The sequence below is a fragment of the Sphingomonas profundi genome (assembly GCF_009739515.1).
Lineage (GTDB): Bacteria > Pseudomonadota > Alphaproteobacteria > Sphingomonadales > Sphingomonadaceae > Alterirhizorhabdus > Alterirhizorhabdus profundi.
In genome coordinates, this window is the sequence record NZ_CP046535.1 from 2,759,791 (window position 1) to 2,786,658 (window position 26,868).

A 26,868-nucleotide genomic window follows, 5' to 3' on the forward strand; every position below is an offset into this window, starting at 1 on the left:
ATGCACCTGCCGCTCGATCCCGCCGCCGGCGAGGCCATCGCCGCCCCCGCCCCCGCCGCGGTGGAGGCGGCGGTGGCGCGCGCGGCGGCGGCGCTGGCCGGCGCTCAGCAGGCGGACGGCCACTGGGTGTTCGAACTGGAGGCCGATGCGACCATCCCGGCCGAATATGTCCTGCTGCGCCACTATCTCGGCGAGCCGGTGGATGCCGCGCTGGAGGCGCGGATCAGCCGCTACATCCGCCGCATCCAGTCCGCCGCGCATCACGGCTGGTCGCTGTTCCACGATGGCGCCTTCGATGTCAGCGCCTCGGTAAAGGCCTATTATGCGCTGAAGATGATCGGCGATCCGGTGGAGGCGCCGCACATGGCCCGCGCCCGCGCCGCGATCCTGGCGGCGGGCGGGGCCGCGGCCACCAACGTGTTCACCCGCATCCAGCTCGCGCTGTTCGGCGCCGGCCCGTGGTCGGCGGTGCCGACGATGCCGCCGGAGCTGATCCTGATCGGCCGCTGGTTCCCGATCCATCTCTCCCGCATGTCCTACTGGGCGCGCACGGTGGTGGTGCCGCTGCTGGTGCTGGCTGCGCTGAAGCCCGTCGCGCGCAACCCGCTCGGCCACAAAGTGGATGAACTTTATACCGGCCGCCCGATCCGCCCCGGCAGCAAGGCGGCCGATACGAAGCGGCTGTGGACGATCGGCTTCGGCGCGCTCGATCGCGTGCTGAAGGCGGGCGACGGGCTGTGGCCGCGGCGGCTGCGGGCGAAGGCGATCGCCGCCTGCGAGGCGTTCGTGCTGGAGCGGCTGAACGGCGCGGACGGCCTGGGCGCGATCTATCCGGCGATGGCGAACAGCGTGATGATGTTCGATGCGCTGGGCTACCCGGCCGATCATCCCGCCCGCGCCATCGCCCGCGAATCGGTCGAGCGGCTGCTCGTCCACCGCGACGACGAGACCTACTGCCAGCCCTGCGTCTCGCCGGTGTGGGACACCGCCCTCGCCGCCCACGCCATGCTGGAGGTGGGCACCGAGGCGGCCGAGGCGCAGGCCGCCCGCGCGCTCGGCTGGCTGTCGCCGCGGCAGGTGCTGGACGTGGCCGGCGACTGGGCGGAGCAGCGACCGGACGTGCGGCCCGGCGGCTGGGCCTTCCAATATGGCAACGCGCATTATCCCGATCTGGACGATACCGCCGTGGTGGTGATGGCGATGGACCGCGCCGCCGTGGCCGATCGTACGCCGATCGATCGCGGCGTCGAGTGGACGGTTGGCCTGCAGAGCCGCAACGGCGGCTGGGGCGCGTTCGACGCCGACAACGATCACCATTACCTCAACAACCTGCCCTTCGCCGATCACGGCGCGCTGCTCGATCCGCCGACCGCCGACGTCAGCGCGCGCTGCGTCTCGATGCTGGCCCAGCTCGGCGAGACGGAGAGCCCGCGCATGACGGCCGCGCTCGACTATCTGGCGCGCGAGCAGGAGGCGGACGGCAGCTGGTTCGGCCGCTGGGGGGTCAACTACATCTACGGCACATGGTCGGTGCTGTGCGCGCTGAACGCCGCCGGCCTGCCGCCCGCGCACCCGATGGTGGCGCGGGCCACCGGCTGGCTGCGGGCAATCCAGAATCCGGATGGCGGCTGGGGCGAGGATTGCGACAGCTACGCGCTCGATCGCACCGGCCACCGCCCCGCCCCCTCCACCGCCTCGCAGACGGCGTGGGCGCTGCTCGGCCTGATGGCGGCCGGGCTGGTCGACGATCCGGCGGTCGCGCGCGGCATCGCGTGGCTGGCGGCGCACCAGGCGGCGGACGGGCTGTGGGGGCAGGAACATTATACCGGCGGCGGCTTCCCGCGCGTGTTCTACCTGCGCTACCACGGCTATCCGAAATATTTCCCGCTGTGGGCGCTGGCCCGCTACCGCAACCTCACCCGCTCGAACAGCGCGCATGTGGCGCACGGCATGTGAGGCTGATCGTCGCTTGCGGGCTGACGCGCGAGGCGAGCCTGATCGCGCGGCCGGGCGGCGATGTCACGGCGGTGGCCGGCGGCGGCGACGCGGACCGGCTGGAGGCGGCGCTGGACGCGCTAGCGCGGGCCGGCCCGGCGCTGATCCTCTCCAGCGGGCTGGCCGGCGCGCTCGATCCGGCGCTGCGGGCGGGCGACGTGGTGCTGGACGGCGACGCGACGGTGGTGGCGGCGATGCGCCGCCGGCTCGTCCACCCTCCCGCCGCGAATAGGATGGCGGCGCCCCTCATCGCATCCATCGCCGGCAGCGACACGATCCTCGCCACCGCCGCGCAGAAGCGCGCGCTGCGCGCCGCCACCGGGGCGGTCGCGGTGGACATGGAGAGCCACGTCGCCCGCCGCGTCGCCGCCCGCCACGGCCGGCCCTTCGCCGCGCTGCGCACCATATCGGATCGGGCGGACGAGAGCCTGCCGCCGGCCGCCCTGATCGGCATGAGACCCGATGGCGGCATGGCGCCGGGCGCGGTGCTCGCCTCGCTGGCGCGGCACCCGGCGCAGCTGCCCGCGCTGATCCGCACCGGCATCGGCGCGGATCGGGCGTTCCGCGCGCTAGGCCGCGCGCACCACGCGCTTGGCGGCCTTCGGATCGAGCTTGCCGATCTTGGCGAGTTCCGCCTCGACATGGCTTGAATAGACCTGCTCGGCCGGGCGCTGGCCGGCCAGGCTGATGTCGGGCGCCATCGGCCCGTCCGTGCGCACGCCGCCGCGGGCGATGCGCATCAGCTTCAGCGGATGGCGGATCGAATCGGTCGCGGCCGTGCCCTCGAAGCCGCAGTGGACCATGCAGTCGGCGCATTTCTCATATTTGCCGACGCCGTAGCTGTCCCACTCGGTGCCCTCCATCAGCTCGGCAAAGGTCTCCACATAGCCTTCGCCGACGAGGTAGCAGGGCTTCTGCCAGCCGAACACGGTGCGCAGCGGCATCGACCACGGCGTGCACTCGTAGGTCTGGTTGCCGGCGAGGAAATCGAGGAACAGGGGCGAGTTGGTGAAGGTCCACGCCTTGCCGCCCCGGCCGCGCGCGAACACGTCGCGGAAGAACTGCTTGGTCTTGGTGCGGTTCAGGAAGTGCGCCTGATCCGGCGCCCGCTCATAGGCGTAGCCGGGCGAGATGGTGATCTCCACGCCCATCGCCTCCATCTCGTCGAAGAAGCCGGCCAAGCGGGCGGGATCGGCGCCGTCGAACACGGTGCAGTTGATCTGCACGCGGAAGCCCTTGTCCTTCGCCAGCGCGATCGCCTCCTTGGCGACGTCGTACACGCCGTCCTGGCAGACCGATCTGTCGTGCATCGCCTGATCGCCGTCCAGGTGGATCGACCAGGTGAAGAAGGGCGACGGCCGATAGTCGTCGATCTTCTTCTTCAGCAGCAGCGCGTTGGTGCAGAGGATCACGAACTTCTTGCGCGCGATATAGCCCTCGACGATCCTGGGCATGTCCCGGTGCAGCAGCGGCTCGCCGCCGGCGATCGACACGGCCGGCGCGCCGCACTCGTCGATCGCCGCCATGCACTGGTCGAAGCTCAGCCGCTGGTTCAGGATGGGATCGGGATAGTCGATCTTGCCGCAGCCCTTGCAGGCGAGGTTGCAGCGCAGCAGCGGCTCCAGCATCAGCACCAGCGGGTAGCGCCCGCCCTTGATGTGCTGGCGGACGGTGTAGGCGCCGATCCGCGCCACCTGGCTCAGGGGAAGTGTCATGGCCTGCTCCTACTCCGCCGCGGCGCGCGAGGCCATATCGGCGTGTCGCAGTTCGGCCGGCAGGCTGAACTCGACATTCTCCTCCACCCCGTCCAGCTGCGTCACCTCCACGGCGCGCAGCCGGCGCAGGGCCGCGATCACGCTCTCGACCAGCTCGTCGGGCGCCGACGCGCCGGCGGTGAGGCCCACGGTCGCCACCCCCTCCAGCCACGCCGGATCCACGCCGTCGCCATCGTCGACCAGATAGCTCGGCACGCCCATCTCGGTGCCGATCTCGCGCAGCCGGCTGGAGTTGGAGCTGTTGCGCGCGCCCACCACGATCAGCAGGTCGCTCACCTCGGCCAGCGCGCGCACGGCGGTCTGCCGGTTCTGCGTCGCGTAGCAGATCTCCGACACGTCCGGCCCGGCGACGTCGGCGAAGCGCGCGTGCAGCGCCGCGATGACGGTGCGGGTATCGTCCACGCTGAGGGTGGTCTGGGTGACGTAGGCGATCGGCGTGGCCGGATCGAGCGCCAGCGCCGCCACGTCCTCCGCCGTGGAGACGAGGTGCACCGCCGCGTCGATCTGCCCCATCGTGCCGATCACCTCGGCATGGCCGGCATGGCCGATCAGCACCACGGCGCGCCCGGCCCTGGCATAGCGCCGCCCCTGCACATGCACCTTGGTGACGAGCGGGCAGGTGGCGTCGATCGTCGGCAGGTCGCGCCCGCGCGCCTCCGCCACCACCTCGCGCGACACGCCGTGGGCGCTGAAGATGGTGCGCGCGCCGGCCGGAATCTCCGCCAGCTCCTCGACGAACACCGCGCCCTTGCGCCGCAGCCGATCGACGACGTGGCGATTGTGGACGATCTCGTGCCGCACGTAGACGGGCGCGCCGTACAGATCGAGCGCGCGCTCGACGATGTCGATGGCGCGCACCACCCCGGCGCAGAAGCCGCGCGGCTGGGCCAGGACGATGCGCAGGGATGTGCTGCCGCTGGCGGCGGCGGACGGGTCGGCCAGATGGGTCACGGGTTCTCCCTCGAAATGCTCCGTGCCTGTACGCGACCCTGATTTCCGCGCGGCGACACCTGATTAGCCGCGCCGGCGCGGTTCAAAAAGCCGAAATGTTGCTCCACGCCGGTCAGGCCGCGCCGAAGCGGCTTATCCCGCCGGGCTGGACCGCACGACCGGCCGGCGGTATGCGCCCTGCACCGCAGCAAGCGAGCCCCATCATGCGTCTGTCCCGTTGCGGCCTCCTTATCGCCCTCGCCTTGCCGCTGGCACCGGCCGTGGCGCAGGCCGGCGACCCCGCGCGGGCGCCGGTGCAGGCGCTGTGCGACGCGCTGATCGCCGCGATGAAGGGCGGCGCCAAGGCGGGGCCGCGCGGCCGCATGACGGTGATCGCGCCGGTGGTCGACCGCAGCTTCGATCTGCCGCTGATGACGCGGCTGGTGGTGGGCGCCGGCTGGACGACGATCGCGCCGGCGGACCAGGCCGCGCTGGTCGCCGCCTTCCGCCGCATGACGATCGCGCAATATGCCGACAATTTCGATTCGTTCGACGGCCAGCGCTTCACGATCGATCCCAAGGTGTCCGCCCGCGGGGCCGACCGGCTGGTGCGCACCACGCTGTCCGGTACGGGCGGCCAGCCGGTCGCGATCGCCTATCGGCTGCGCCAGGGGGCCGGCGGCTGGAAGATCATCGACGTGTTCTATCGCGACTCGATCAGCCAGCTCGCCACCCGCCGCGCCGATTTCGCCCGCGTGCTGCAGACCGGCGGGGCCAGGGCGCTGGTCGATCATGTCGAGGCGCTCGCCGCAAAGGCCGGCGGGTGAGCGCCATCGCCCTGCTCCCCGCCGTCGCGCTGGCGCTGGCGGCGCCGGGGGCAGCGACGGACGGCGCGCCCGGCGCCGGGGCCGCTGCGCCCGATCCGGCCGCATCCACTCCCGCAGCCGAGCGGGCGTCGGCAGTGGACGCTGCGGAAGCGGTTTCACCTCCGCAGGCTCCGCCGGAAGCTCCTGGCCGCGCCGCGCGGACGCCCGGCGATCCGCTGGAAGGCTTCAACCGCTTCATGTTCCGCGTCTTCCGCGGGCTGGACAAGGCCGTGATCCGGCCGCTCGCGATGGGGTACAAGACGGTGGTGCCGAAGGTGCTCCGCTCTGGCCTACGCCACGCGTTCAGCAATCTGGGCGAGCCGGTCGTCTTCCTCAACGACATGCTCCAGCTGCGGCCCGGTCGCGCGCTGCGCACCTTCGGCCGCTTCGCGATCAACAGCACGCTGGGCGTGGGCGGGCTGATCGACGTCGCCACGCCGGAGAAGCTGCCCCACCGACCGAACGGCTTTGGCGACACGCTGGGCTTCTACGGGGTGAAGCCCGGCCCCTACCTGTTCATCCCGCTGCTGGGGCCGAGCACGCTGCGCGACCTGGCCGGCGGCACGGGCGACGGCCTGGTGCTGCCCACGGCGGTGGGATCGCCTTTCACCCGCACCGATTACCGCGTCGGCCGGGCGATCGTTACCGGGCTGGACCAGCGCGCCGAATCGGATACCGAGCTGACGACCCTGTTCGACACCGCGCTGGATCCCTACGCCACCCTGCGCTCCGTCTACCTCCAGAGCCGCACGGCGGAGATCGCCGCCCTGAAGGCGCCCGGCCGCAACCTGCCGGGCGAGGCCGCCGCCCCCGACGACCCCCTGGCCGATCCGCTCACCGATCCGCTGACGGACCCGGCGGCAGAGGCGGCACCACCGGCCGCCCCCGCCGCCGATCCAATGGCTGATCCGCTGGCCGATCCCGCGCCGCCGGTGGCGGACAGCCCGGCCGCGACCGGATCGGACGCGCCGGCCGCGGCGCCGGGCCTCACCCGCAACTGAACAGACCGAGGCGACAGGCCGGCCAAAGGAGAAGGCACCTTTTCCGCTGCCGCCGGTTCTCCGCCCGTATTTCATCCGGAGGGTTCCATGCTGCCGATCATCGCCTTCGCGGCCGCCCTCGCGGCACTGCCGGCCTGCGCGGCCGACCAGCTGTCGCTCGGCTTCGATGCGGAGAATGGCGCGTTCAACGGCATGTCGCACGGCGGGGCGCTGCTGGTGATCCGCAACGTCGGCACGCGGCCGTGTCGCCTGGCCGCGCTGCCGCGCCTCACCTTCAACGATGGCGCCGGCAAGCCGCTGCCGATCGTGCGCCGCGCGCCGCCGGGCATGCACCCCGGCCCGGCCGTGCCGCCGGTGGGCATCGCGGCGGGCGCCGAAGTCACCGCGCCGCTGCGCTGGGTATCGGGCGAGGTGTACGACAAGAGCCGCTGCTTGACGCCGGCTTCGGCCGCCGTCGCCATCGGCTCCGGCACCACGCAGACCGCCTTTTCCGCCCGCATCTGCGGGCCGGCGGGCAGCGACGCGACGTTCGATCAGCCGCCGCTGAAGCCCGATCCGGTGCTCAGGTAGCGTTCCTGCCCCGCCGCGGCGGGCCGAGCAGCGCCGGCTCGAACACGAGCGCGCACACCAGCGTCCACGCCAGCGAGATCATCAGGATCTTGCCCATGCTGGCGGTGCCGGGATGGGCCGAGAGCCACAGGCTGCCGAACGCGGTGCCCGTGGCCAGCGCACTGAACAGCACGGCGCGGGCGAGGCTCGATTGCAGCAGCCCGGTCGTCCCCGCGCGCCAGGCCATGACGAAGTAGATGTGGAACGCCACGCCGATGCCGAACAGCAGCGGAAAGGCGATGATGTTGGCGAAGTTCAGCGGCTGGCCGATCAGCACGCACGTGCCCAGCGTGAGGAAGATCGAGAGCACCACCGGCGCCAGCGTGAACGCCACCTCCCGCGCGTTCCGCAGCACCGCGAACAGCAGCAGGCTGACGAGCGCAAAGGCGATCAGGCCGGCCTGCACGAAGGCGCCCGCCACCGTATCCGCCGCCGCCTGCGTCGCCACCGGCAGGCCCGAGATCGCCGGCGTCACCGTGGCGACGGCGGCGCGGAAGCGGCGGATCGTGCGATTGTCGTTGCCGTCGCCGCGCGGCTGCACCTGCAGGCGCATGCGGCCGTCCGGCGCGATCCAGTCGCGCGCGATCTCCGGCGGCAGCGTGGCGCGGGTGACGGGCGCCGCCTGCAACGCCAGCCGCGCCTGATCGAGCATCACGCCGAGCGGCACGACGATCGCCGCGGCCGCCTTGGCGCGCATGGCCGGCGGAGCGGCGGCGAGACGATCGAGCGCCGTCGCCAGCCGCAGCGCGCCCGCGCCAGCCGCGCCCCCCGCCGGGCCGCCGATCGCCCGCAACCGCCGCGCCGTACGGGCCAGCGCGGCGGCCGTCTCGCCATCACCGGGCGGCGGGGCGACGTCGAACGGGTTCAGCGAGAGATCGAGCAGCAGCGCGGCATCGGCGATGGCGGCGAGCTTGGCCGGCTGGTCCTGCGGCACGAAACTGTCGAGCGAGACGACCCGCGCCACCTCCGGCAGGGCGGCCAGCCGGCGCGACAGCGCCGCCCCCTCCGCCGGGCCGGCGGCCAGCACGTCGATGGTGTTGGGCGTGCGATCCGGATCGCGGGTCAGATCGGCCAGCGCGCGCATCGCCGGCGCGCGGGCGTCGCGCAGGTGCAGCGGGTTGAAATCGAACACCACCCACGGCAGCAGCGCGATGCTGCCCGCCATCGCCAGCGCGAAGGCCCACAGCACGGCGCCGCGCCGCCGTTCCAGCAGGCGATCGGCCGGGGCGAGCGCGGCGAAGCCCACCTCGCGCGCCGGCCGGCGCGGCGGCATCAGCATCACCAAAGCGGGCAGCAGCGTGACGCTGAAGGCCAGTGCCACCACCATGCCCAGCCCGGCGATCACGCCCAGTTCGGCGATGCCCACATAGGCAGTCGGCAGGAACGCGCCGAAGCCCAGGAACACCGCCGCCGCCGCCAGCAGCAGCGGCGCGCCCAGCGCCTCCGCCGCGCGCGCCATCGCCGGCGCCGGGGCGGCGCCCGCCGCCCGCTCGGCATTGAAGCGCACGCACAGCTGGATGCCGAAATCGACGCCCAGGCCGACGAACAGCGGGATGAACGCCACCGAGATCAGGTTCAGCCGCCCCACCGCCACCAGCCCCACCGCCGTGGTGACGACGAGGCCGACCAGGATCGTGCCCATGATCGCCGCCACCAGCCGGGCCGATCGGGTGGCGAACCACAGGGTCAGGAGCATCGCCGCGAGCATCGCCGCGCCCACCGCGCCGATATTCTCCTGCAGGGTCGCGAACTCCTCGTCCGCCAGCGGCACCTCGCCGGTCAGCCGCACGCGCGTGCCGTGCGCCGCATCCAGCCGCAGCCCGACCGCCGCGGCCCGCACCGCAGCGCCCGCCGCCTCCCCCGGCATCAGCGCGCCATGATCGAGGACGGGCTGGACGAGGACCAGCCGGCGGCGCGGCGCGCGCGCCCCGGCGCCATCGCCGGCGAGCAGGTTCTGCCACGAGAAGAAAGCGGGCCGGCCGGCCAAGGTGCGCTCGATCGTGTCGCTCAGCGCGGCCATCGGCCGGGCGATGCGGTCGAGCGGCGTGGCGCCAGCCTCGACGCCGTCGAGCATCGTCGCCAGCGCGCCCGTCACCCCGCGCAGGCTGGGATCGGCGGCGAGCGGGCCGAGCAGGGGCTGCGCCTCGATCAGCGCGGCGGTGGCGGCGCGCACCTCCGCCCGCGATCCGTAGAGCAGCCCCTCGCGCGCGAAGAAGTCGCCGCCGTCCGGCCGGCGGACCAGGCGGAAATGCGCGCGATCGGGCGCGAGCGCCGCCGCCAGCCGCGCCGCGCCGTCCTCGGCCAGTTCCGGCGTGGCGCCGTCGACGATCACCAGCATCGCATCGCGCAGCTGCGGGAAGGCGGTCTCCATCGCCCGCTCCTGCCGCCGCCACTCGACATCGGGCGAGATCAGGGCGGCGGTGTCCGTCGTCATCGCGAAGCGGCCGATGGCGATCGCCAGCGCGGCGCAGGCGATCAGCCCGCAGAGCGCCACCGTCCACCACGGCCGGCGGATGCCCGCCGCCACGCAGGCGGGAACGATGCGGCCGATCATCGCGGCGCCGGCGGGCCGGACGGGCCGGAGAAGTAGCGCATCCGCACGTCGATCGTCTGGCTGCCGGGGCGCACGTCGATGGCCGCGTCGGCGAACTTGGGCGGGCCGAAGCGGATCGGCGCGTCGTTCGAGAAGCCGACGCCCTCCTTCGGGATGCCGAACAGGCCGCGGTCCACCCGGCCGTTGCCATTCTCGTCGTGGGAGAGCTGCACGGCGTACCGGCCGGGCGGCACGCCGGCGATCGTCACGATCGTGGTGCCGGGCACCGCCGGCGCCTCGACGGATCGGCCGCAGCCATCCTTCAGGAACGTGCGCTCGGGGCAGAGATCGGCGTGCACGCGGCCGGCCGCGCTGCGCACGTTGCCGACGTGGATCACCAGGGTGCCCTCCCACGGCGCCGCCGCCGAGAGGAGGCAGAGAGCCAGCGGCGCCAGCGCGATGCGGCACGCGCCCGCCCGGTGCCTTTTCCATGCCGGCTGCTGCGATCGTCTCATCCGGCGGCTCCTAGCGGACCGCGGCGACGACGCCAAACGGCGCCGCGATCAGCGGAGGGCGGCGGCGCTCAGCGCCGCGCAGTTGGCGTGCGAGGGCGCCGCCTGCGCCTCCGCCTGCCGGCCGGTGCGCAGGCCCCGCACCAGGAAGCCGATGCGATCGAGGATGCCGGCCTTGCCCTTGCGCTCGGCACGCGGCGGGCGGATGTCGAGCGACGGGTCGGAGAGTGTGCCGATCAGCCGCACCGGCGCGGTCGACTGGATCGGGCCGGGATCGATGGCGTGGCCCGCGAGCGAGAGGGCGATGCTCTCGTCCGCCAGCAGGATGCGGCCGCTGCCGTCGGCGCGCGCGATCTCCGTGTCCAGCACCAGCGGGCGCGGCACCAGCCGGCCGCCCGAAACGGCGAAGTCGGCGACGAGGCAGCGGACCGTCGCCCGCGCGCCATCATTGCCGCCGATCGCGACACCCACGCTCTTCAGCAGATCGCCGCCGAGATAGATCATGTAGTCGCGCCGCGCGGTGCCGCCCGTCACGGCCAGGCCGACCCTGCCGGCCGATCGCGCCAGCGCCGCGCGCACGTCGTCGCCGCGCCCGGTCAGGCGCACCCGCGCCGCCAGCGGCCCGGCGATCTCGCCGGCGGGCAGCAGCAGCCGCTCGATCCGCGCGCCGGCGAGGCGGAGGTCGAGGGAGAGGCGCGGCGGGCCGGCGCGGTGATCCACCACGGCGTGCCCGGTCAGCCGGCCGCTGCGCAGGCCCGCGTCGATCGGATCGAGCCGCAGCAGGCGGTGGTCTAGCGTCGCAGTGGCCGCAAGGCTCTGGAAGGCGGACGGCGTGGAGGAGAGCAGCCGCCGCGCGTTCAGCCTGACACGGCCGTCCAGCTTGCCGAGATGGTCCAGCGCGATGCGCGTCGCCGGGACCACGCGCGGGCCGGTTCGCGCGCGCCGCGCCGCCCCTTCCGCGCGCTGCTCCGCCGAGGAGAAATCGTCGAAGTCGAGCTGGCGCGCATCTACCGTGCCGTTCAGGATCGTACGGCCGGCCTTGTTCGCCACGGTGAGATCGGCGGCGAGGATGCTGTGGCCCACCGTGCCGGCCAGCCCCTTGACCTGCCAGGCGGGTGCGTCGCGCCGGATCGTGGCCGTCACGGCGAATGGCCGGGTGGGGAAGAGCCCGGCCTGCAGGATGTCGTCGAGATAGGAGAGGTCGGTGCCGCCGGCGTCGATCCGCGCGGTGAAGCGGGCGAAGTCGAACGGCCGGTCCGGCCGCACCGTGGCGGCCAAGCGGGCCAGCGGCGATCGTACCGCCACCGCCACAGGTCCGGCCTCGTCGCGCGCGCGCAGGGCCAGCTGCAGCGGCGTGCCGCGATGCGTTCCCCGCCCGTCGATCGTCAGCCCGCGTCCCGGCGCCAACGCGATCGCGGCATCGAGGCGGATGTGGCGCTTCGCATCGATCAGCCGCGCCGTCGTGTCGCCGATAGCGAGGCTCCGGAGCGAGGGACGGGCCGGCCGCTTGTGCTTGCGGCCGGCATCGTCGTCCCAATTGGCGCGGCCGTTCGCGTCGCGCAGCAGCAGCAGGCGCGCGCCCTCTATCTCCACCGCGCGCGGGCGGAAGCGGCCGATCAGCAGCGGCAGCGCGGCGAAGCGGATGCGGGCGCGGGCGATCCGCGCCAGCGGCGCCGTGCCGAAGCCGGCCGGCTGGCCGATCGTCAGCCCTTCGAGCTCGACGGTCGGCATCAGCGACAGAAAGTCGACGCGGTGCGCCCGCGCGATCGTCACCGGCCGCCCGGCCAGGCGCGAGAGCGGCCCCGCCGCGCTTCCGGCGACGAACCCCCAGGGAAACGCCGCCAGCGCCAGCAGCAGCGCCAACACGATGCCGATCGCCCAGCCGGCGATCCGGGCGGCGCGCGGGATGGGCCGGCGGCCCGCGGGCGTTCCGCTCAGCACCGGCCGGGTATCGCGCGCTGGCCGGGCATCGGCGGTCGTCCTCCTGTTGCGCCGGCGCGGCGCGCTTCCGTCTGCCGCACAACCATCGTCCCCCTGCCGGCGGTTCCATGGCGATCGCGCGATCGGCGCTGGTCTGGCGCGCGGGCCGATGCGATGATCGGCGGCGTGGGCGGTGCGGCTGGGGGGCGATGTGCATCCGACGGAAGTGTTCGAACTCGTCATCGCCATGCTGCTGGCGATCCTGGCGCTGCATTATGCCGCGCACCGGCTATCCCTGCCGCCGGCCGTGGCGCTGCTGATCGGTGGCGGCGCGCTGGCCTTCGTGCCCGGACTGCCGGCGATCGCGCTCGATCCGGAGCTGGTGCTGGTGATCTTCCTGCCGCCGCTGCTGATGGATGGCGCGTGGTTCACCGCCATCGCCGACTTCCGCCGCCATCTGGCGGGCATCCTCTCCCTGGCGGTCGGCGCGGTGGTCTTCACCACGGCGGTGGTCGCGGTCGTCGCCCACATGCTGGTGCCGGCGCTGCCGTGGGCGGCATGCGTGGCGCTGGGCGCGATCGTCTCGCCGCCCGATGCGGTGTCGGCGCGCGCCGTGCTGCAGCGCGTGCGGCTGCCGCGCCGGCTGGCGGCGCTGCTGGAGGGCGAGAGCCTGCTGAACGACGCCACCGGCCTGGTGCTGTTCCGCTTCGCCGTCGCCGCCACGCTCACCGGCGCGTTCAGCCCCGGCGCGGCGCTGGGCAGCTTCGTGCTGCTGGTGGCGGGCGGGGTGATCGTCGGCGCGGCGATCGGCGGGCTGTGGGCGCTGCTGGTTCGGAAGCTGGGCGACGACTATCTGATCGTCGCCGCCTCGATCCTCGTCTGCTGGGCCGCCTATCTGGCCGGCGAGGCGCTCCACGTATCGGGCGTGATCGCCACGGTGACGGCCGGGCTCGTCTGCGGCTGGTATCAGCATGTGCTGTTCACCGCCAGCGTGCGGCTGCGCGGCGTCGCCTTCTGGCAGGTGATGGTCTTTCTGCTCGAAGCCTCGGTGTTCATCCTGATCGGGCTGTCGCTGCGCGGCGTGCTCGATCGCGTCGGCGGGCTCGGCGTGGTGGTCGATCGGATGGCGCTGCCGGTGCTGGCGATCGTCGCCGCGCTCACCCTCGCGCGGTTCGCCTGGGTGTTCGGCGCGGATGCGGTGCTGGCGCTGCTCGCCCGCCTCGGCCGCCGCTCCGTCGCGCCGCTCGGGCCGCGCGCGGCGACGGTGATGGGCTGGGCCGGCATGCGCGGCGTGGTGACGCTGGCCGTGGCGCTCACCCTGCCCGCCGCAATGCCGGGGCGCGACCTGATGCTCGTCACCGCCTTCGCCGCGATCCTGGTGACGGTGCTGGTGCAGGGCACCACCCTCGGCCTCGTCATCCGCCTGGTGGCCCCGCGCGAGGATGCGGCGGCGCGGCCGACGTTGGACCTGATCGAGGCCGAGCGCGCGATGCTGCGCGCGCAATATGAGGCGGTGGAGCGCGTGGCCTATGCGGCGGACGGCAGCCTGCTCCACCCCCGCCTGCTCGACAGCTACCGCCGGCGCGCGACCATATCGGCCGAGTTCAGCGGTACGGATGAGGAGCGCGAGCACGCCATCGCCTCCCACTATGACGTGATCCTCGCCGCCGTGGCGGCCGGCCGGGCCGAGCTCGTGCGGCTGCACCGCGCCCAGGCGATCGCGGACGAGACGCTGCACGATCTCGAACGCGACCTCGATCTGGAGGAGATGGGGGCGATCGCCGCGAAGGGCTGATCGCGCATCCCTCTGCCGCCGCGCTCACTCGCCGAGCAGGATGTCCTCGATCGCCTGCCGCAGGTTGCGGATCGAGCCGCCGGTTTCGACGCGCGCCCGCAGCCGGCGAAGCAGGCCCGCCTCGTCCATCGCCGCATCCGCCCATGCGACGATATCGGGCGCGCTCTGGCGCACATGCTGCATCTGCCAGCGCAGCGCATCGGGCGCGATCAGCAGGCCGGCGAAGCCCGTCAGCAGCGCCGGCAGCAGCTCGTCGATCGGCGGATCGCGGTCGTCCGCCGGCACCATGGCGTCCGGCAGCTGGCCGACCTGCCACGCCCCCGGCGGCATCGCCGGATCGGTCGAGACGCCGATCAGCGGCACGATCACGCCCATGCGGAGATGCGTCTGCTCCTGCGCGAGCGGAAAGGCGGCGGCGATGTCCGGCCCGTCGGGCGCGCGCCGCCCGTCCAGCCGCTCCATCGCGACGAGATCACCGCCGCGCTCGGCGATCGGCGGCGCCCGGTCGATCCCGGCGAGCAGGCGCGGCGCGTCTGTGGCGGGATCGATCCTGCCGGTCTCGGCCAGCAGCGCGCGCGCGTTGCGGGTGAAGGCGGCCAGCCGCAGCGGCGCCGCACCCAGCGGCTCGATCCCTTCACATCGTGCGGAGATCGCCAGCCCCTCCTCCAGGCCGAGAAAGCGCGGCAGGTGCCGCCGCACGGCCGCCTCCACCAGCGCGAGGAACGCCTCCACGTCCATGTCGGCGGGCACGCATCCGCTCTCCACCTCCGCTCCGCCGGCCTCCAGCGCCCACCAGCCGGGCGTGTCGGCCCGCTCCGGCGCGTCCGTCACGGTCACGCCGCAGAGGGTGAAGCGCGCTTCTTGGCCGATCGCCTCGCGCAGCGCCGCGATGTGGCCGGCGAAGCGTTCGCTCAGCCGCTGGCCGCCGGCGCCGTCGTCGTCGGTGACGAGCAGGGTGAGCGCCGGCTCCAGCAGGATGCGCAGGCGCGACTTGTCGGGCAGCAGCGCGCGCGCCGCCGGGCCGTAGCGGGTGACGAACTGACGGGTCGCCTCGAAGCGACGCAGATAGTCCTGATAGTCGCGCTCCTCCGGGTCGAGCGCGCGCGCACGCTCGGCCTGGGCGATCGCCTCGGCCAGCATCACGTCGGTCGACGGGTCCGCCGCGTCGATCTCCTCCAGCGCCAGGGCCAGGTTGCCGTGGAAGCGCGCGTCCGGCTCCGCCTCGGCGGCGGCGATCGCGCGGCGATACTCGTCGGCCGCCCCGGTGTGATTGCCCTGGAAGAAAGCGAGGTTGCCCAGCAGGTTGCGATAGGTGGGCTCGAACGCCGGGCCGGCCAGCGCGCGCACGGCATCGTAGAAGTCGCGGGTCGCGGCCAGATCGGCATTGGCATAGTCGATCGCGGTCTCCGCCTGCGCGCGCAGCCGGCCGACGATGCCCGGCCGCCAGTCGGGCGCGCGATCGATGCTGTGCGCCGCCTGCCGCACCAGCGCCGGCCAGTCGCCTGCCTGCTCGGCGATCACTGCCAGGCCCCAGTAGCCGTCGACCGCGCCGGGCGCGATCGCCACGACCCGCTCGAAATCGGCGGCAGCGGCGGCCGGATCGTTCAGCGCCAGATGCAGGTGGCCGCGATTGACGAACGCGTCGATCCGCTGCGGATCCAGCGCCTCCGCCCGCGCATACCAGGCGAGCGCCGCCTCGCTCACGCCGTTCGCGCCGTATGCGTCGGCGGTGCGCAGCAGCGCGTCATAGGCGTCGGCCGGCGTGCGGGCCAGCGCCGCGGCGCGATCGGCCAGTGCCGGGATTTGATCGCCGAGGCGGGGGAACAACGCGGGGTTGCCCCACGTCTCGATCTGCGCCAGCAGGCCGTAGGAAGGCCAGCTGGGGCAGCCCGCCGCCTGCGCCGCGATGGCCGCCGCGCCGTCCGCATCGCCCAGCTTCAGGCGCAGCCGGGCGCGCACGCTGTGGATCTCGGCCTGCTGCGGCGCGCGGGCGGCGGCCAGATCCAGCGCGCGCTCGGCCTCCTCCGGCGCCTTGTCCTCCAGCAGGCGGGCGCGGGCGAACAGGCAGCGCCAATCGTCCGGCGCCAGCGCCTCCGCCGCCGCCACGGCGCGCTCCGCCGCCACCGCATCGGTGCGGATCACGGCCTCGATCTCGGCCAGGATCGTCAGGATGCGGGCGCGGACGATCTCGTCCTCGGTGGCGGCCGAGCCCAGGTGGAGGAACAGCGGTAGCGCCTCGCGCCAGCGGCTGCCGTCGGCCAGCGCGATCCAGCCGGCGATCGTCGCCGGCGCGGGATCGAGGCCGGACGGCAGCGGCAGCGGCGCGCGGGCGATGGCGCCGGCGATGTCGTGGCGGAAGGTCGCGACGGCGGCGGCGATCGCCTCGTGCCACGCCACCCGCCCCGCCTCGGCATCCGCCCGCAGCATCGCCCCGATCCGCTCGATCCAGGCGCACACGGCCTGCGCCGTCCAGCGATCGCGCAGCCGGATCAGCACCGTGGCGAGCGCGTCTTGTTCGGGCAGGTCCGCCGCGATCACGGTGAGCGTATCGGCGATGGCGAACAGGGAGGCGGGCTGCTCCACCTCGGTCCGCATCACGGCCAGATGGTGCGCGGCGGTGCGCAGGTCGACGCCGGCGAGCGTCGCCTCCATCATCGCCAGCGCGAACAGCCCGGTCAGCGGATCGGCGCGCGAGAGTTGCGTGCCGGCCTCCGCCAGCGCGGCCGCGGTGGATGGCGCCAGCAGCGTTCCGGCCTCCGTCATGCCTTGCCCATCTCGTTGCGCAGGCGCGGTTCCGGCGCGGCGGCGGTGGCCTGCACCAGCACGTCGCGGCCGCAGCCCGGCACCCAGCAGATCGCGTCCATCGGGCGATTGGCATGGCCCGCCCGGCAGATGCCGTAGGTGCGCCGCCGCTCACAGCCGCAGTGGCGATCGCCCATCGCGATCAGGCCGCCGCAATCCTCCTTGAACGGGCAGGCCTGCTGGTTCAGCTGCGGCAGCGGCATGGCCGGCCGGTCCGTGCGCGCCGGCGGCGGCTCCGGCGCGGGCGATCTCACCGCGCCCGGCGTGGCGAGCACGGTCGAATCGCCGCACGCGTAGATCACGGGCGTCGCGAAGCGGCGATGGCTCCACGCCGGCGAGCGTCGGCCGAGCCGGCGGCGGGCGAGCCGCACCGCCTCGTCCACCGGCACGCCCTCGCCCACGCTGCGGTAGAAATCGGTGGTGAACCGCTCCGCATCCTCGTTGCTGATGGCATATTGCATGGCGATCACGAACGGCACGCCGGCACTGATCAGGGTCATCGCCGCTCCGCGAAACGCCTCCGCCTCCGGCGCCGACCGGCCGACGTCGCAGGCGTGCAGGAACACCAGCCGCGGCCGCCGGCGCGGCTCGAACTGGGCGCCCAGATCGGCGATCGGGTGCCATTCGGCATTGTCGACGGGCACGTCCTCCTGCGTGGCGGCGGCTCTGGCGGCCAGCAGGCGCCGCTGCTCGGCCGATCGGTGGAAGGCCAGCTCGCTCTCCAGCCCGCGATGGCGCCCGTGCAGGATCAGGTGCAGGATGTCCGGCATCCGGTCCTCCAGCGCCTGGCCCAGCTGCCGCCACTCCATTTTCTCCAGCGTGCGAACGGTCACGTCGATCCGCTCGCCAAGCTTCGCCTCGATCGTCGCCGCGGCACCCTGCGCCTTGTCGAGCACGGCGTGCGGGCTGGGGGATGCCCAGCCGACCAGTATGTCCAGCCGGTCGCGCGGCTCGCCGATGCGCGGCGGCGGCGGCGGCGTCGTGCGCACCAGCGTGGCCTTGTCGCCCAGGAAATAGCCCGGCCCGTCGCGATCGGCGACGAACATGATCTCCCACGGATAGTTGGCGAGCGGGCCGGCCGCCGCGCTGAAGGCCAGGGTGATGCGGAAGCAGGCGGTCGACTCCGCCTGCTCGCTCTCGAACCGGTTCAGCCGGTCCAGCAGCTCGTTTGCCAGCGGATGCGGCAGCGGGTCGGCGCGCCGCTCGAACGCGGCGGTCTCGACCAGGCGGCTGGCCTGGCCGCCGAGCAGGGTCTCGAACAGCACGGCGCCGAGCAAAGCGAGATCGTCCTTGTCGCCGAGGCCCGGCTCGTCCTTCTGGTCGGTGACGAGGCGGTCCATGCGGCGGACGACCCGGGCGGTGAGATCGCTGTGGCGGACAGGCGCGGTGAACACCTCGCCCGCCACCTCCAGGCGCACATTGTCCGCGCCCACCGTCAGCTTGCAGTGCGTGTCCGCCGCCATGGCGCCGTCAGGGCAGCCGCAGCAGGTCGCTGATGCTGTCCTGCACGGCGGTGCCGGGCGCGGCGGCGTCGTTCGCTACGGCCAGGCGCATCGCGTCGTCATGCACGGCGCGCAACTGCTCCAGCCGCTCGGCCATCAGCGCGCGGCCCTGCGTCCAGGTGAGATCGGGGCTGACGGCGACGGCGCTGAACATGGCGGCGAGATTGGCCTTCGCCTCGTCCCAGGCGCCGGCCGAGCTCTTGGCGGCGGCGGCCAAAGCGGCGATCCACAGCGGGTGGAACGGCAGCGCATCCAGATCGCGGCGGCCGGGCGGCGGCACCCGGGCGATCTGGTAGAGCATGAAATCGGCCTCGCGATAGGGCAGCGCCGCCTCCGCCGTCGGGCCTTTCCGGAGCACGTCGTCGATCACCCAGAACTCGTCCGGGTCCGGCGCGTCGTCCGAATCGATCAGCGCCCAGCGGCCGGTGGGGAACGCATCGCCGCTGTCCGGATCGATCGTCTGGCGCAGGCCGATCAGCGGCTTCACCCCGTTCAGCCCCATGATCCGATCGAACCCGTCCAGCACGATGCCGCCGATCCTGGTGTAAACCTCCAGCCCCAGGCCGGGGGCGAGCGCGGCGCTGGCCGATTCCACCACCTCCACCACGTCCCTGGCGACATTGTGGGTGGGCATCTGGTTGAGCACGAAGGTGAAGGTGAAGGGACCGCCGCGATAGGGATGCGGGCCGAACAGCATCATGTTCTTCAACACCGTGCCGCTCGGCAGCCCTTCCTTGGGGCTCGGCCCGACGACGACGGGCACGGTGCGGGCCTTGCCGTCGTAGAGGAACTCGGTGCTGGCGAACACGGACGGCTCGATCTCGGTGAACCAGCGGCGCTGATCGGCCAGGAACAGCTGGTTCAGCCGCACCATCACGTAATCGCGCTTGGCGACGATGTCCGCGTCGTCCGCCGCGATCGGCGGCTGCGGCGCTGGCGCCTGCGGGCGGACGTGGCCGTCGGGAATGCGGATCGGCTCGCGCGGGCGGCGCGGCTCGGACTGGATCACCGCGAGGGCGCGGTTCCAGATATCGGCCACGCTTCTGATCGCCCGCCTCGCCATCGCCCACCCCGCTTCGACTCGCGCCCGTTCAGGGTGCGGCGGCGGCGGGGCAGCGTCAACCGCTCAGCCCGTCACCTTCGGGTCGAGCGGGGTCGGCGCGGCGTCGACGTCCTGCAGGGTGGCCTCGTCGGTCACGTCGGCATAGACCGGATAGTCGGTATAGCCCTCCTCGCCCTGCGTGTAATAAGTGGCGATCTCCGGCCGGTTGAGCGGCTGGCCGGCGCGATAGCGCGCCGCCAGATCGGGGTTGGCGATGCACGCCTGGCCGTAGGCGACGATATCCGCCGTGCCCGCCGCGATCGCCGCCGCGCCGCTGGCGCGGGTGAAGCCCGCGACCACCATCGCCGGCCCGTCGAACAGCGGCCGCAGCGTGCCGTAGACGTCCCACCCCACGGCATAGTCGCCGAGCTGGAGATAGGCGATGCCGCGCGCGGAAAGCTGGCGCACGACATGGCTGTAGGTGGCGACCGGATCGTCGTCGAACACGTTGTGGAACGACCAGCCGGGCGACAGCTTCACCGCGACGAACTTCGGCCCCGCCACCTCCGCCATGGCATCGACGCAGGCGAGCAGGAAGGCGGCGCGCTTCTCGACGCTGCCGCCCCACGCATCGGTGCGCAGATTGGTGTTGGTGGAGAGGAACTGCATCGGCAGGTAGCCGCTGGCGGCGTGGATCTCCACCCCGTCCAGCCCGGCATCCAGCGCCGCCTGGGCGCACGCCTTGTATGCGTCGATCGTCTCCAGCACCTCGGCATGGCTCATCGCCCGCGGCTCCGGATAGGGTCGCTTCGGACGCGGACAGGTGACGGTATAGTGGCGCGCCAGCGGATCGGGCCGCACCGCCGAGGCGGAGACCGGCTGCCGCCCGTTCAGCATCAGCGGATCGGACAGGCGGCCGACATGCATGACCTGGGCGAAGATCGCCCCGCCCTCGCCATGCACCGCCTCCGCCACGCGGCGCCACCCGGCCACCTGCGCCGGGGTGTGGAGGCCGGGGGTGAACAGATACCCGTTACCCATGTCGCACGGGTAGACGCCCTCCGTCACGATCAGCCCCAGGCCCGCGCGCTGGCGATAATATTCCACGTTCAGGTCGGTCGGCACGCCGTCCAGAGTGGAACGCTGACGCGTCATCGGCGCCATCGCCACGCGGTTGCGGATCGTGACGCGGCCGAGATCCAGCGGGGCGAACAACGAGTCGATGGTCAACGAACGGGCTCCTTGAAGGTGAGGACGGCATAGCTGTGGTCACTGCGATCGCGCGCGACGGGCTTGGCCGCGACCTCCGGGTTGTTCGGCGTCACCGCGATCGGCGCATCCGCCTCGCCCATGCGCGGGCCGACCGGATCGATACGATCCCAGTCGTGCAGCGACTGGCGGTGGCGGATCGCCCAGACGCCGTCGATCCGCTCGAACGTGTCGACGTAGCGGCCCTGCCCGAACATGTCGTGCAGGGTGCCGTCGTCCGCCGTCATCCGCAGGGTGACGGTCCAGTAGGACTCGCTGGCGGCGCGATCGCCGTCCACCACGATCAGGATGTTCGAGATCACGTGGCGCGTCGCCACCATCGCCGCATGGACCGGCCACAGCCACGCGACGAAGCCCTCGGCGGTGCCGGCGAACAGGGGCGCGTGATCGTCCGTGCCGCCGGGATGCCAGCAGGAAAGGGCGAGGTCCGCGTCCATCCGGTCCATCGCGCGGGCGTAGCGGTGCAGCACGTCGGTGATGGCGGCACGGGCGGCAAGTTCGTCGAGCGTCGTCATCTCATCCCCCGCCTTCATGCCCCGCCCGCCTGCATGCCCTGCTCGCCCACGTCCGCCCGGGTGCGCGGGCCGCGCGCGGCGGCGCGATCGAACAGGCCGCGATCGCCCTGTTCCCACATGATCGTCAGGCCCAGCCGCGCGATCCGCCAGCCGCCGCCGGCGCGTACCACGCGATGCGTGTAGTAGCCGCCGATCAGGTGATGCCGTTCCGCGCCGTCCTCCACCAGCATGTGCCGCGCCGTCATCTGCGTGCGCAGGATCGCCTCGTCGGCGCCGAGATCGATCGCGATGTTCGTCATGCGGTGCTGCGTCGCGTCGAACGGGGCGAGCGTGGCGCGGACGGTCGCCACCCACTCGTCGGCCGGCATCGACGCGTCCACGCCGGACCAGGCGAGATCCACCTCCAGCCGGTCGGTGAAGATCGAGCGGTAGAGCGGCCAGTCCCGCCGGTCGATGCCGTAGGCGTAGCCGTTCAGCAGATCGGCGATCGCGGCGCGATCGATCAGGTCGGCGAGCGTCGCCGGAGCCGCGCCGATCATGCCGGCTGCCAGACGAGCGGCACGGCCGTGCAGGCGCCGACATTGCCGCCCTTCATCGTCACCGGCCGATCGGGATCGAGCGCGAACGGCGGCAGCCGCCGCAGCCACTCGCGCATCACCACGATCACCTCCATCCGCGCGAGCCCCGCGCCGACGCAGCGATGCGGGCCGGCGCCCATCGTGGTGTGCTTCACCGCGTTCAGCTTCCGATCGAAGCGCACCTCCTGCGGCGCGTCGAAGCTGCGCGGATCGAGATTGTGCAGCACGCTGGGCAGGTAGACGAGATCGCCCGCCTTCATCTCCACCCCGTCCACCGCCACGTCGGCCACCAGGTTGCGGCTGACGGAGACGGTGGGGTAACGCCGCATCAGCTCGTCGGCGGCGGCCGGGATCAGATCGGGCTCGGCCCGCAGCCGCGCCTGGTCGGCCGGATTGCGGGCGAGGTGCAGCGCGACCATGCCCAGCATCGCCGCCACCGTGTCGAGCCCGCCGAACAGCAGGTTGCGGCACATCCGCTTGGCCTCGTCCACCGTCCACGCCCGGCCCTGTATGGGCACGGAGAGGATGCGGCTGAACAGATCGTCGCCCGGCATCTCCAGCCGCTGTTGCAGGAACGGCCAGAGATAGTCGTCCACCGCCTGCGCCAGTTCCTCCACCGTCATCGATCCGTCCGGCCGGGTCAGCTGTTTGCCGAAGACGCGCAGCCGCGGGCGATCCTCGGTCGGCACGCCGATCAGGGTGAGGAACAGGTTGACCGGCAGCACCTCGGCAAATTCCTCGACGAACTCGCAAGTGCCGCGCCCGATCAGGCCGTCGATCAGGTCGTTCGCCAAGGCGACGACCTGCGGCTCCAGCGGGGCGATGTGGCTGCTGGCGAAGCCGCGCATCACCGCGTTGCGATACGGCCCGTGCTCCGGCGGATCGAGCTGGAGCGGGATGAAGCGCATCACGTCGCCCAGCCCCGGCGTCACCGCCAGCACCTCGCTGGAAAGGGCGGCGGCATCGCCCCACAGCTGCCGCACCGCCTCGCCGCCGGTCGCGATCCAGTGGCCGCCGTTGCGCGGTGTCCAGACGAGATCGGGGCCGCCCGGCCGTTGCAGCGCCAGCCACGCCGCGAAATAGTCTTCCTCCACCCCCGCCGGCTGGAAGATGTCGAAGTCTACGATCCGATCGGGCGGTACGTGGTCGGGTATCGCCGGCGGGGCGGCGGTGGCGAGGCTGGTCATGCGGGCCTTTCGTCTAGCGGTTGCCGAAGCGCACGGTGCCCTGGAGCAGCACCTCGCGCGGGCGGCCGATGCTGATCCAGATCTCGTCCGGGGTGCCGAACGGCTTGTCCGATCCCGCGACGCCGTAATATTTGTTGGTCAGGTTGCGGCCGATCAGCGCCAGTTCCCACGCATCATTCTCCGCATGCAGCCGCAGGCTGGCGTTGAGGCGGGCGAAGCCCTGCTGCCAGGCGACCGGATTCTGGTTCTCCTGCAGCCAGTAGCCGCTCGTATAATTCGCGTCGCCCGAGACGCCGAGCTTCACCGCCGTGGTGATCAGCGTATCGTAGCTGAAACCACCGGTGACGTTCCACTTCGGCGCGCGCACCAGCGCCGTGCCGGAGAGATCCTGCGTGTTGGCGGCGGTGCAGCCCTGCGCCAGCGTCTGCCCCGGATAGCAGGGGGCGGCCGGGAAGCTCAGATATTTGGCGCGGTTGTAGCCGGCGGCGGCGCGCAACTGGAAGTCGCGCGTGATCTGGTAGCTGCCGTCCACCTCCGCGCCGGTGGTGCGGGCCGAGGCGGCGTTGCGGATCGTGAACGAGGGCGGCGAGGGGTTGAACGAGGTGAGCTGCAGGCCGTTGAACTTGTAGCGGTAGAGCGCGGCGTTCAGCGCCAGCCGTCCGCCCATGAACGATCCCTTGGCGCCCAGCTCGCCACCCTCGGCCGATTCCGAGCGGAAGCCGAGATCCGCCGCCGTCTGCCCGAACGACAGGATCGACGGGTTCGAGAAGCCGCCCGACTTGTAGCCCGTCTTGTACGCGCCGTAGAGTGTGGTGTTGCTGGTCGGATGGTAGGAGAGCGTCGCCTCGGGCGACCAGTCGTCGTCGCTGAAGCGGCCGGACGTGAACTGCCCCTCGGTCGCGACGAGGCCGAAGGCGACCAGGTTCTGATTGACGAAGGAGTTGCCCAGGCGGACTCGCTTGCGCTCATGCGTGTAGCGCACGCCGCCGGCCAGCTCGATCTGCGGCGTGATGTTCCAGATCAGCTGGCCGAAGGCGGAATAAGCGCGCGTCTTGTTGAAGCTGAGCAGCGACCAGTTGTTATACTGGCCGTTGCGCGCATCGGCGCCGACATTGGCGATGAAGCCGTTGCCGCGCGTATCGCGCCCGCCATCCTCGAAATAGAGGCCGGCGGCGAAATCGATCGGTCCGTCGAAGCTGGAATTGGCGCGCAGCTCCTGCGTGAAGGCGTGGCTCTTGTCCAGGTTGGCGCCGAACACGGTGGGCGTGGCATCGAAGGCGAAATTGTCGAAGCTGTCATTCTTGTAGCGCCAGTAGCCCGTCACCGAGGTGAGCGCGACCGGGCCGACCTTGTAGTCGAGCGTGAGCGACGACAGCACGGCGGAGTAGCGCGTGATCGGCACGCCGCCGTTCGATTCCGGATAGCCGGCGGCCAGCACCGGGTTCAGCGCGCCCAGCGAGCGGCGGCCGTTCAGCTTGCAGTCGCCATAGGGATCCTGCACGAAGACGCCGCTCAGCAGATCCAGCGTCTGCGGGTTGCCCTGGCACTTCAGCTCCGTGCCGGATGTCTCGCCATGATCGCGCAGGCGCGATCCGAACAGCTTGAACACGGCGCTGAAATCGCTGCCCGGCCGCCACTCGATCGTGGCGCGGCCCAGTATCTCGCGCGTGCCCGGATCGCGGCCGTGCGCGGCGCCGGGAGAGGGGTTGGCCGGATCGCTGGGGATGCCGAGCGGGCCGGCGACGTTGCGGATATAGCCGGCCATCTTGCTGCCGCGCCCCGCCAGGCGGAAGCCGAGCGTATCGGTGATCGGGCCGGAGACCGCGCCCTCGACGAAGCGTTCGTCCGCCTTGAACTCGTAGCCGGCGCGGGCATAGCCCTCGAAGTCGCGCGTCGCGCCGGCGGTATGGACGGAGACGACGCCGCCCGGGCTGTTCTTGCCGAAGAACAGCGCCTGCGGGCCTTTCAGCACCTCCACCTGCTGCAGATCGAAGAAGCTCTGGGTGACGAGGCGCCCGCGGCTGATCTGCAGGCCGTCCAGGTTCAGCGCCACCGTCTGGTCGATGCCGGCGTCGAGCGCGGAGGAGCCGATGCCGCGGATGGTGAAGGAGGCGCCGGCGCCGCCGCCGCCGGACTTCGCCAGGATCACCTGCGGCACCAGCTGGCCGATCTTGCCCAGATCGGTGGCGGCGTAGCGGTTCAGGTCGCTGGCGCTGACGGCGGAGACGGCGACCGGCACCTGAAGCAGCGTCTCGTCGCGCTTGCGCGCCGTGACGATGATCTCCTCCACGCCGGTATCGGCGCGGTCGGGCGCGGCGCCGCCGGCGGCCCCCGGCTGCTGCGGCTGCGGCTGCGCCGACAATGCGTCCTGCGCCAGCGCCGGCGCGGCCATGCCGGCCAGAATGGTGGTGGCCAGCATCATCGCGGCCGGCAGCAGGCGCGCGCGCCCGCCGACGAACATACCGTTCCTCATCCCCGTTCCCCCTCTGTTGTCGTTGTCGCTCGTACGCGGCGGGCCGTCAGGCGCCCGCCCGGGCCTCCCCTTGCGCGATCATCCGGGCGATCAGCACGTGCAGCAGCCGGATGCGCATTTCCGAATAGAGCGCGAAGTGGACCAGCCCGGTGCCGGAGGCGCGAAGCCCCTCCTGCACCTGCGGCAGATTGTCCATGTCCTGCTCGAACACCGGGCCCAGTGCGCCGAGCATCGGCGAGGAGGACCAGTCCTCGTCCAGCGCCAGCCGGTGCTCCTTCACCGGCTGCGGCCGCGGCCCGTTTTTGGGCACCCGCTTCAGGATGATCACGTCCATGATCGAGGTTTCGGGATCGAGCCCGTTCGGCCGCCAGCGATAGACCACGTTGGGCGCGTAGCCGGCCCAGAAGCTCATGTGCGGAAAGACGTTGTAGAGCAGCGCGTCGATGATCTCGGCATCGGAGACCTGGGCATAATCCCACCCGTCCTCCGCGCCCAGCGCCGCCCGCGTCACCTCGCAGGTGTGCATCCGCGCCGTCACGCCCTCCTCCAGCGCATCGGGCGTGCCGACGCTCTCGCGCGCCCGCACCGGCCGCTTGGCGACCTCGCCGTCCTTGCGGGAACTCCGGCCGCCGGCGACATGGCTGCCGCCCGCCGCCGCCATCGCCTTCAAGATGTCCATGTCGCCGAACCGGCGATCGGCGAGCATCGGGCTCACCACGCCGGTGGCGGTGAACTGGCGCGTCACATGATCGCTGAGCGCGTCATACTGGCTGTTCACGTCGCCCAGGAACGGCGCCAGCTGCGGATGGGTGACGATGGTGTGGTGGCTCTCCATGAACGCCTCCGCCATCACCTTCCAGTTGCACGGCACCACCTTGGAGGTGTGCGCCGCCTTGTAGCGGTTGGCGAAATCGTAGCGGTCGAAATGGTCGGCCAGCGGCTGGAGCGTGTCCATCAGCGGTTTCGCCGCCGGATCGAAATTGACGAAGACGAAGCCGCCCCACGTCTCCACGCGCACTTCCGGCAGGCTCATGTCCATCCGCTGGAACTGCGGGAAATCCCAGCCGATCGGATTGTGCTTGAAGGCGCCCGAGCAGTGCCACGCCAGGCCGTGATACTTGCAGCGCAGGTCCACCTTGTTGCCCGGCCCGTCGGCCAGCTTGCGGCCGCGGTGCAGGCAGCTGTTGTAGAACGCCTTGATGCCGCCATCCTCCTGGCGGACGACGAGGATGTTCTTGCCGACATTCTCATAGACGAACACGTCGTTCGGGTTCGGTATGTCCTCCTCGCGGCAGGCCCACTGCCACACCTTCAGCCAGACGTGGCGGACCTCCTTCGCGAAATGATCGCGATCATAATAGTCGCTGGCGGGGATGCCCTCGTCGCCCAGGTCGCGCGTCGGCCCCTGGCGCAGATGATCGGGGATGGCGCGCGTATCGCGCTCCAAAATGTCCTCATAGGATTCTGACGGATGCCGGTCGGCGCGGAAACGCGCGGTCGTGTCGTCCACATCTCTCTCCGCAGGTTCTGCCTTCGCGAGGCCGCGAGTTTGCTGCGGCAAAAC

20 protein-coding genes are annotated in these 26,868 nt (G+C 72.2%); 6 read left to right on the plus strand and 14 right to left on the minus strand.

The annotated features are described in order from the left end of the window. A complete protein-coding gene (gene shc, locus GNT64_RS13170; protein ID WP_156679929.1) occupies positions 1-1,956 on the plus strand; it encodes a squalene--hopene cyclase in 1,956 nt (651 codons plus the stop codon). Further along, positions 1,953-2,645: a phosphorylase family protein gene (locus GNT64_RS13175; RefSeq protein ID WP_156679930.1), complete on the plus strand. Its 693-nt coding sequence runs from the start codon at positions 1,953-1,955 to the stop codon at positions 2,643-2,645. Before shc ends, GNT64_RS13175 begins: the two co-directional genes overlap by 4 nt. Here the strand turns inward: GNT64_RS13175 and hpnH are convergent. Both hpnH and ispH read right to left on the minus strand, forming a co-directional pair. Continuing rightward, positions 2,565-3,710, minus strand: coding sequence for an adenosyl-hopene transferase HpnH (hpnH, locus tag GNT64_RS13180; RefSeq protein ID WP_156679931.1), 1,146 nt, complete (start codon positions 3,708-3,710; stop codon positions 2,565-2,567). The two genes, GNT64_RS13175 and hpnH, sit on opposite strands and share 81 nt — an antisense overlap. Positions 3,711-3,719: 9 nt before the next feature. Next, positions 3,720-4,673 carry a 4-hydroxy-3-methylbut-2-enyl diphosphate reductase gene (gene ispH / locus GNT64_RS13185; RefSeq protein WP_231639544.1) on the minus strand — a complete coding sequence of 318 codons (954 nt, stop codon included), beginning with the start codon at positions 4,671-4,673 and terminating at the stop codon, positions 3,720-3,722. Between the two features lie 290 nt (positions 4,674-4,963). On the opposite strand from ispH, the gene GNT64_RS13190 reads away from it, so the two are divergent. The 3 genes from GNT64_RS13190 (at position 4,964) to GNT64_RS13200 (ending at position 7,137) form a co-directional block, all read left to right on the plus strand. Then, the gene (locus GNT64_RS13190; RefSeq protein ID WP_231639003.1) at positions 4,964-5,527 is read left to right on the plus strand and encodes an ABC transporter substrate-binding protein; all 564 of its coding nucleotides are present in this window, start codon (positions 4,964-4,966) and stop codon (positions 5,525-5,527) included. Next, positions 5,524-6,567, plus strand: a complete 1,044-nt coding sequence (locus tag GNT64_RS22175) for an MlaA family lipoprotein (RefSeq protein ID WP_156679933.1) — start codon at positions 5,524-5,526, stop codon at positions 6,565-6,567. The genes GNT64_RS13190 and GNT64_RS22175 overlap by 4 nt, the downstream gene beginning before the upstream one ends. 87 nt (positions 6,568-6,654) lie before the next feature. After that, complete coding sequence (locus GNT64_RS13200) at positions 6,655-7,137, plus strand: DUF4232 domain-containing protein (RefSeq protein WP_156679934.1); 483 nt, start codon at positions 6,655-6,657, stop codon at positions 7,135-7,137. On the opposite strand, the gene GNT64_RS13205 is transcribed toward GNT64_RS13200, so the two are convergent. Genes GNT64_RS13205 through GNT64_RS13215 form a run of 3 tightly spaced genes read right to left on the minus strand, consistent with a single transcriptional unit; the run spans position 7,130 to position 12,162 of the window. Further along, positions 7,130-9,730 (minus strand): MMPL family transporter, encoded by a 2,601-nt coding sequence (locus GNT64_RS13205; RefSeq protein WP_156679935.1) that lies wholly within the window; start codon positions 9,728-9,730, stop codon positions 7,130-7,132. The genes GNT64_RS13200 and GNT64_RS13205 overlap by 8 nt on opposite strands. Beyond that, positions 9,727-10,224, minus strand: a complete 498-nt coding sequence (locus GNT64_RS13210) for a DUF2141 domain-containing protein (RefSeq protein ID WP_156679936.1) — start codon at positions 10,222-10,224, stop codon at positions 9,727-9,729. The genes GNT64_RS13205 and GNT64_RS13210 overlap by 4 nt, the downstream gene beginning before the upstream one ends. A gap of 48 nt (positions 10,225-10,272) precedes the next feature. Next, the gene (locus tag GNT64_RS13215; protein ID WP_197276984.1) at positions 10,273-12,162 is read right to left on the minus strand and encodes an AsmA family protein; all 1,890 of its coding nucleotides are present in this window, start codon (positions 12,160-12,162) and stop codon (positions 10,273-10,275) included. 172 nt (positions 12,163-12,334) lie between these two features. On the opposite strand from GNT64_RS13215, the gene GNT64_RS13220 reads away from it, so the two are divergent. After that, on the plus strand, positions 12,335-13,936 hold the full coding sequence (locus GNT64_RS13220; protein WP_231639004.1) for a Na+/H+ antiporter: 1,602 nt from the start codon (positions 12,335-12,337) through the stop codon (positions 13,934-13,936). A gap of 24 nt (positions 13,937-13,960) precedes the next feature. On the opposite strand, the gene GNT64_RS13225 is transcribed toward GNT64_RS13220, so the two are convergent. From GNT64_RS13225 to GNT64_RS13265, 9 genes are all read right to left on the minus strand, one after another. Next, positions 13,961-16,699 carry a tetratricopeptide repeat protein gene (locus tag GNT64_RS13225; RefSeq protein WP_156679939.1) on the minus strand — a complete coding sequence of 913 codons (2,739 nt, stop codon included), beginning with the start codon at positions 16,697-16,699 and terminating at the stop codon, positions 13,961-13,963. Then, positions 16,696-18,201, minus strand: coding sequence for a CHAT domain-containing protein (locus GNT64_RS13230; RefSeq protein ID WP_156679940.1), 1,506 nt, complete (start codon positions 18,199-18,201; stop codon positions 16,696-16,698). Before GNT64_RS13230 ends, GNT64_RS13225 begins: the two co-directional genes overlap by 4 nt. Before the next feature lie 7 nt (positions 18,202-18,208). Beyond that, positions 18,209-19,279 (minus strand): hypothetical protein, encoded by a 1,071-nt coding sequence (locus tag GNT64_RS13235; protein ID WP_156679941.1) that lies wholly within the window; start codon positions 19,277-19,279, stop codon positions 18,209-18,211. Positions 19,280-19,366: 87 nt separating this feature from the next. Then, positions 19,367-20,512: an alkene reductase gene (locus GNT64_RS13240; protein ID WP_156679942.1), complete on the minus strand. Its 1,146-nt coding sequence runs from the start codon at positions 20,510-20,512 to the stop codon at positions 19,367-19,369. After that, positions 20,509-21,084, minus strand: a complete 576-nt coding sequence (locus tag GNT64_RS13245; protein ID WP_156679943.1) for a nuclear transport factor 2 family protein — start codon at positions 21,082-21,084, stop codon at positions 20,509-20,511. Before GNT64_RS13245 ends, GNT64_RS13240 begins: the two co-directional genes overlap by 4 nt. Further along, positions 21,081-21,605 (minus strand): nuclear transport factor 2 family protein, encoded by a 525-nt coding sequence (locus tag GNT64_RS13250; RefSeq protein WP_156679944.1) that lies wholly within the window; start codon positions 21,603-21,605, stop codon positions 21,081-21,083. Before GNT64_RS13250 ends, GNT64_RS13245 begins: the two co-directional genes overlap by 4 nt. Next, positions 21,602-22,831, minus strand: coding sequence for a cytochrome P450 (locus GNT64_RS13255; RefSeq protein ID WP_156679945.1), 1,230 nt, complete (start codon positions 22,829-22,831; stop codon positions 21,602-21,604). The genes GNT64_RS13250 and GNT64_RS13255 overlap by 4 nt, the downstream gene beginning before the upstream one ends. Before the next feature lie 13 nt (positions 22,832-22,844). After that, positions 22,845-25,304 carry a TonB-dependent receptor gene (locus GNT64_RS13260; protein ID WP_156679946.1) on the minus strand — a complete coding sequence of 820 codons (2,460 nt, stop codon included), beginning with the start codon at positions 25,302-25,304 and terminating at the stop codon, positions 22,845-22,847. Positions 25,305-25,350: 46 nt separating this feature from the next. Next, the gene (locus GNT64_RS13265; RefSeq protein ID WP_197276985.1) at positions 25,351-26,814 is read right to left on the minus strand and encodes an aromatic ring-hydroxylating oxygenase subunit alpha; all 1,464 of its coding nucleotides are present in this window, start codon (positions 26,812-26,814) and stop codon (positions 25,351-25,353) included. Positions 26,815-26,868 lie beyond the last annotated feature (54 nt).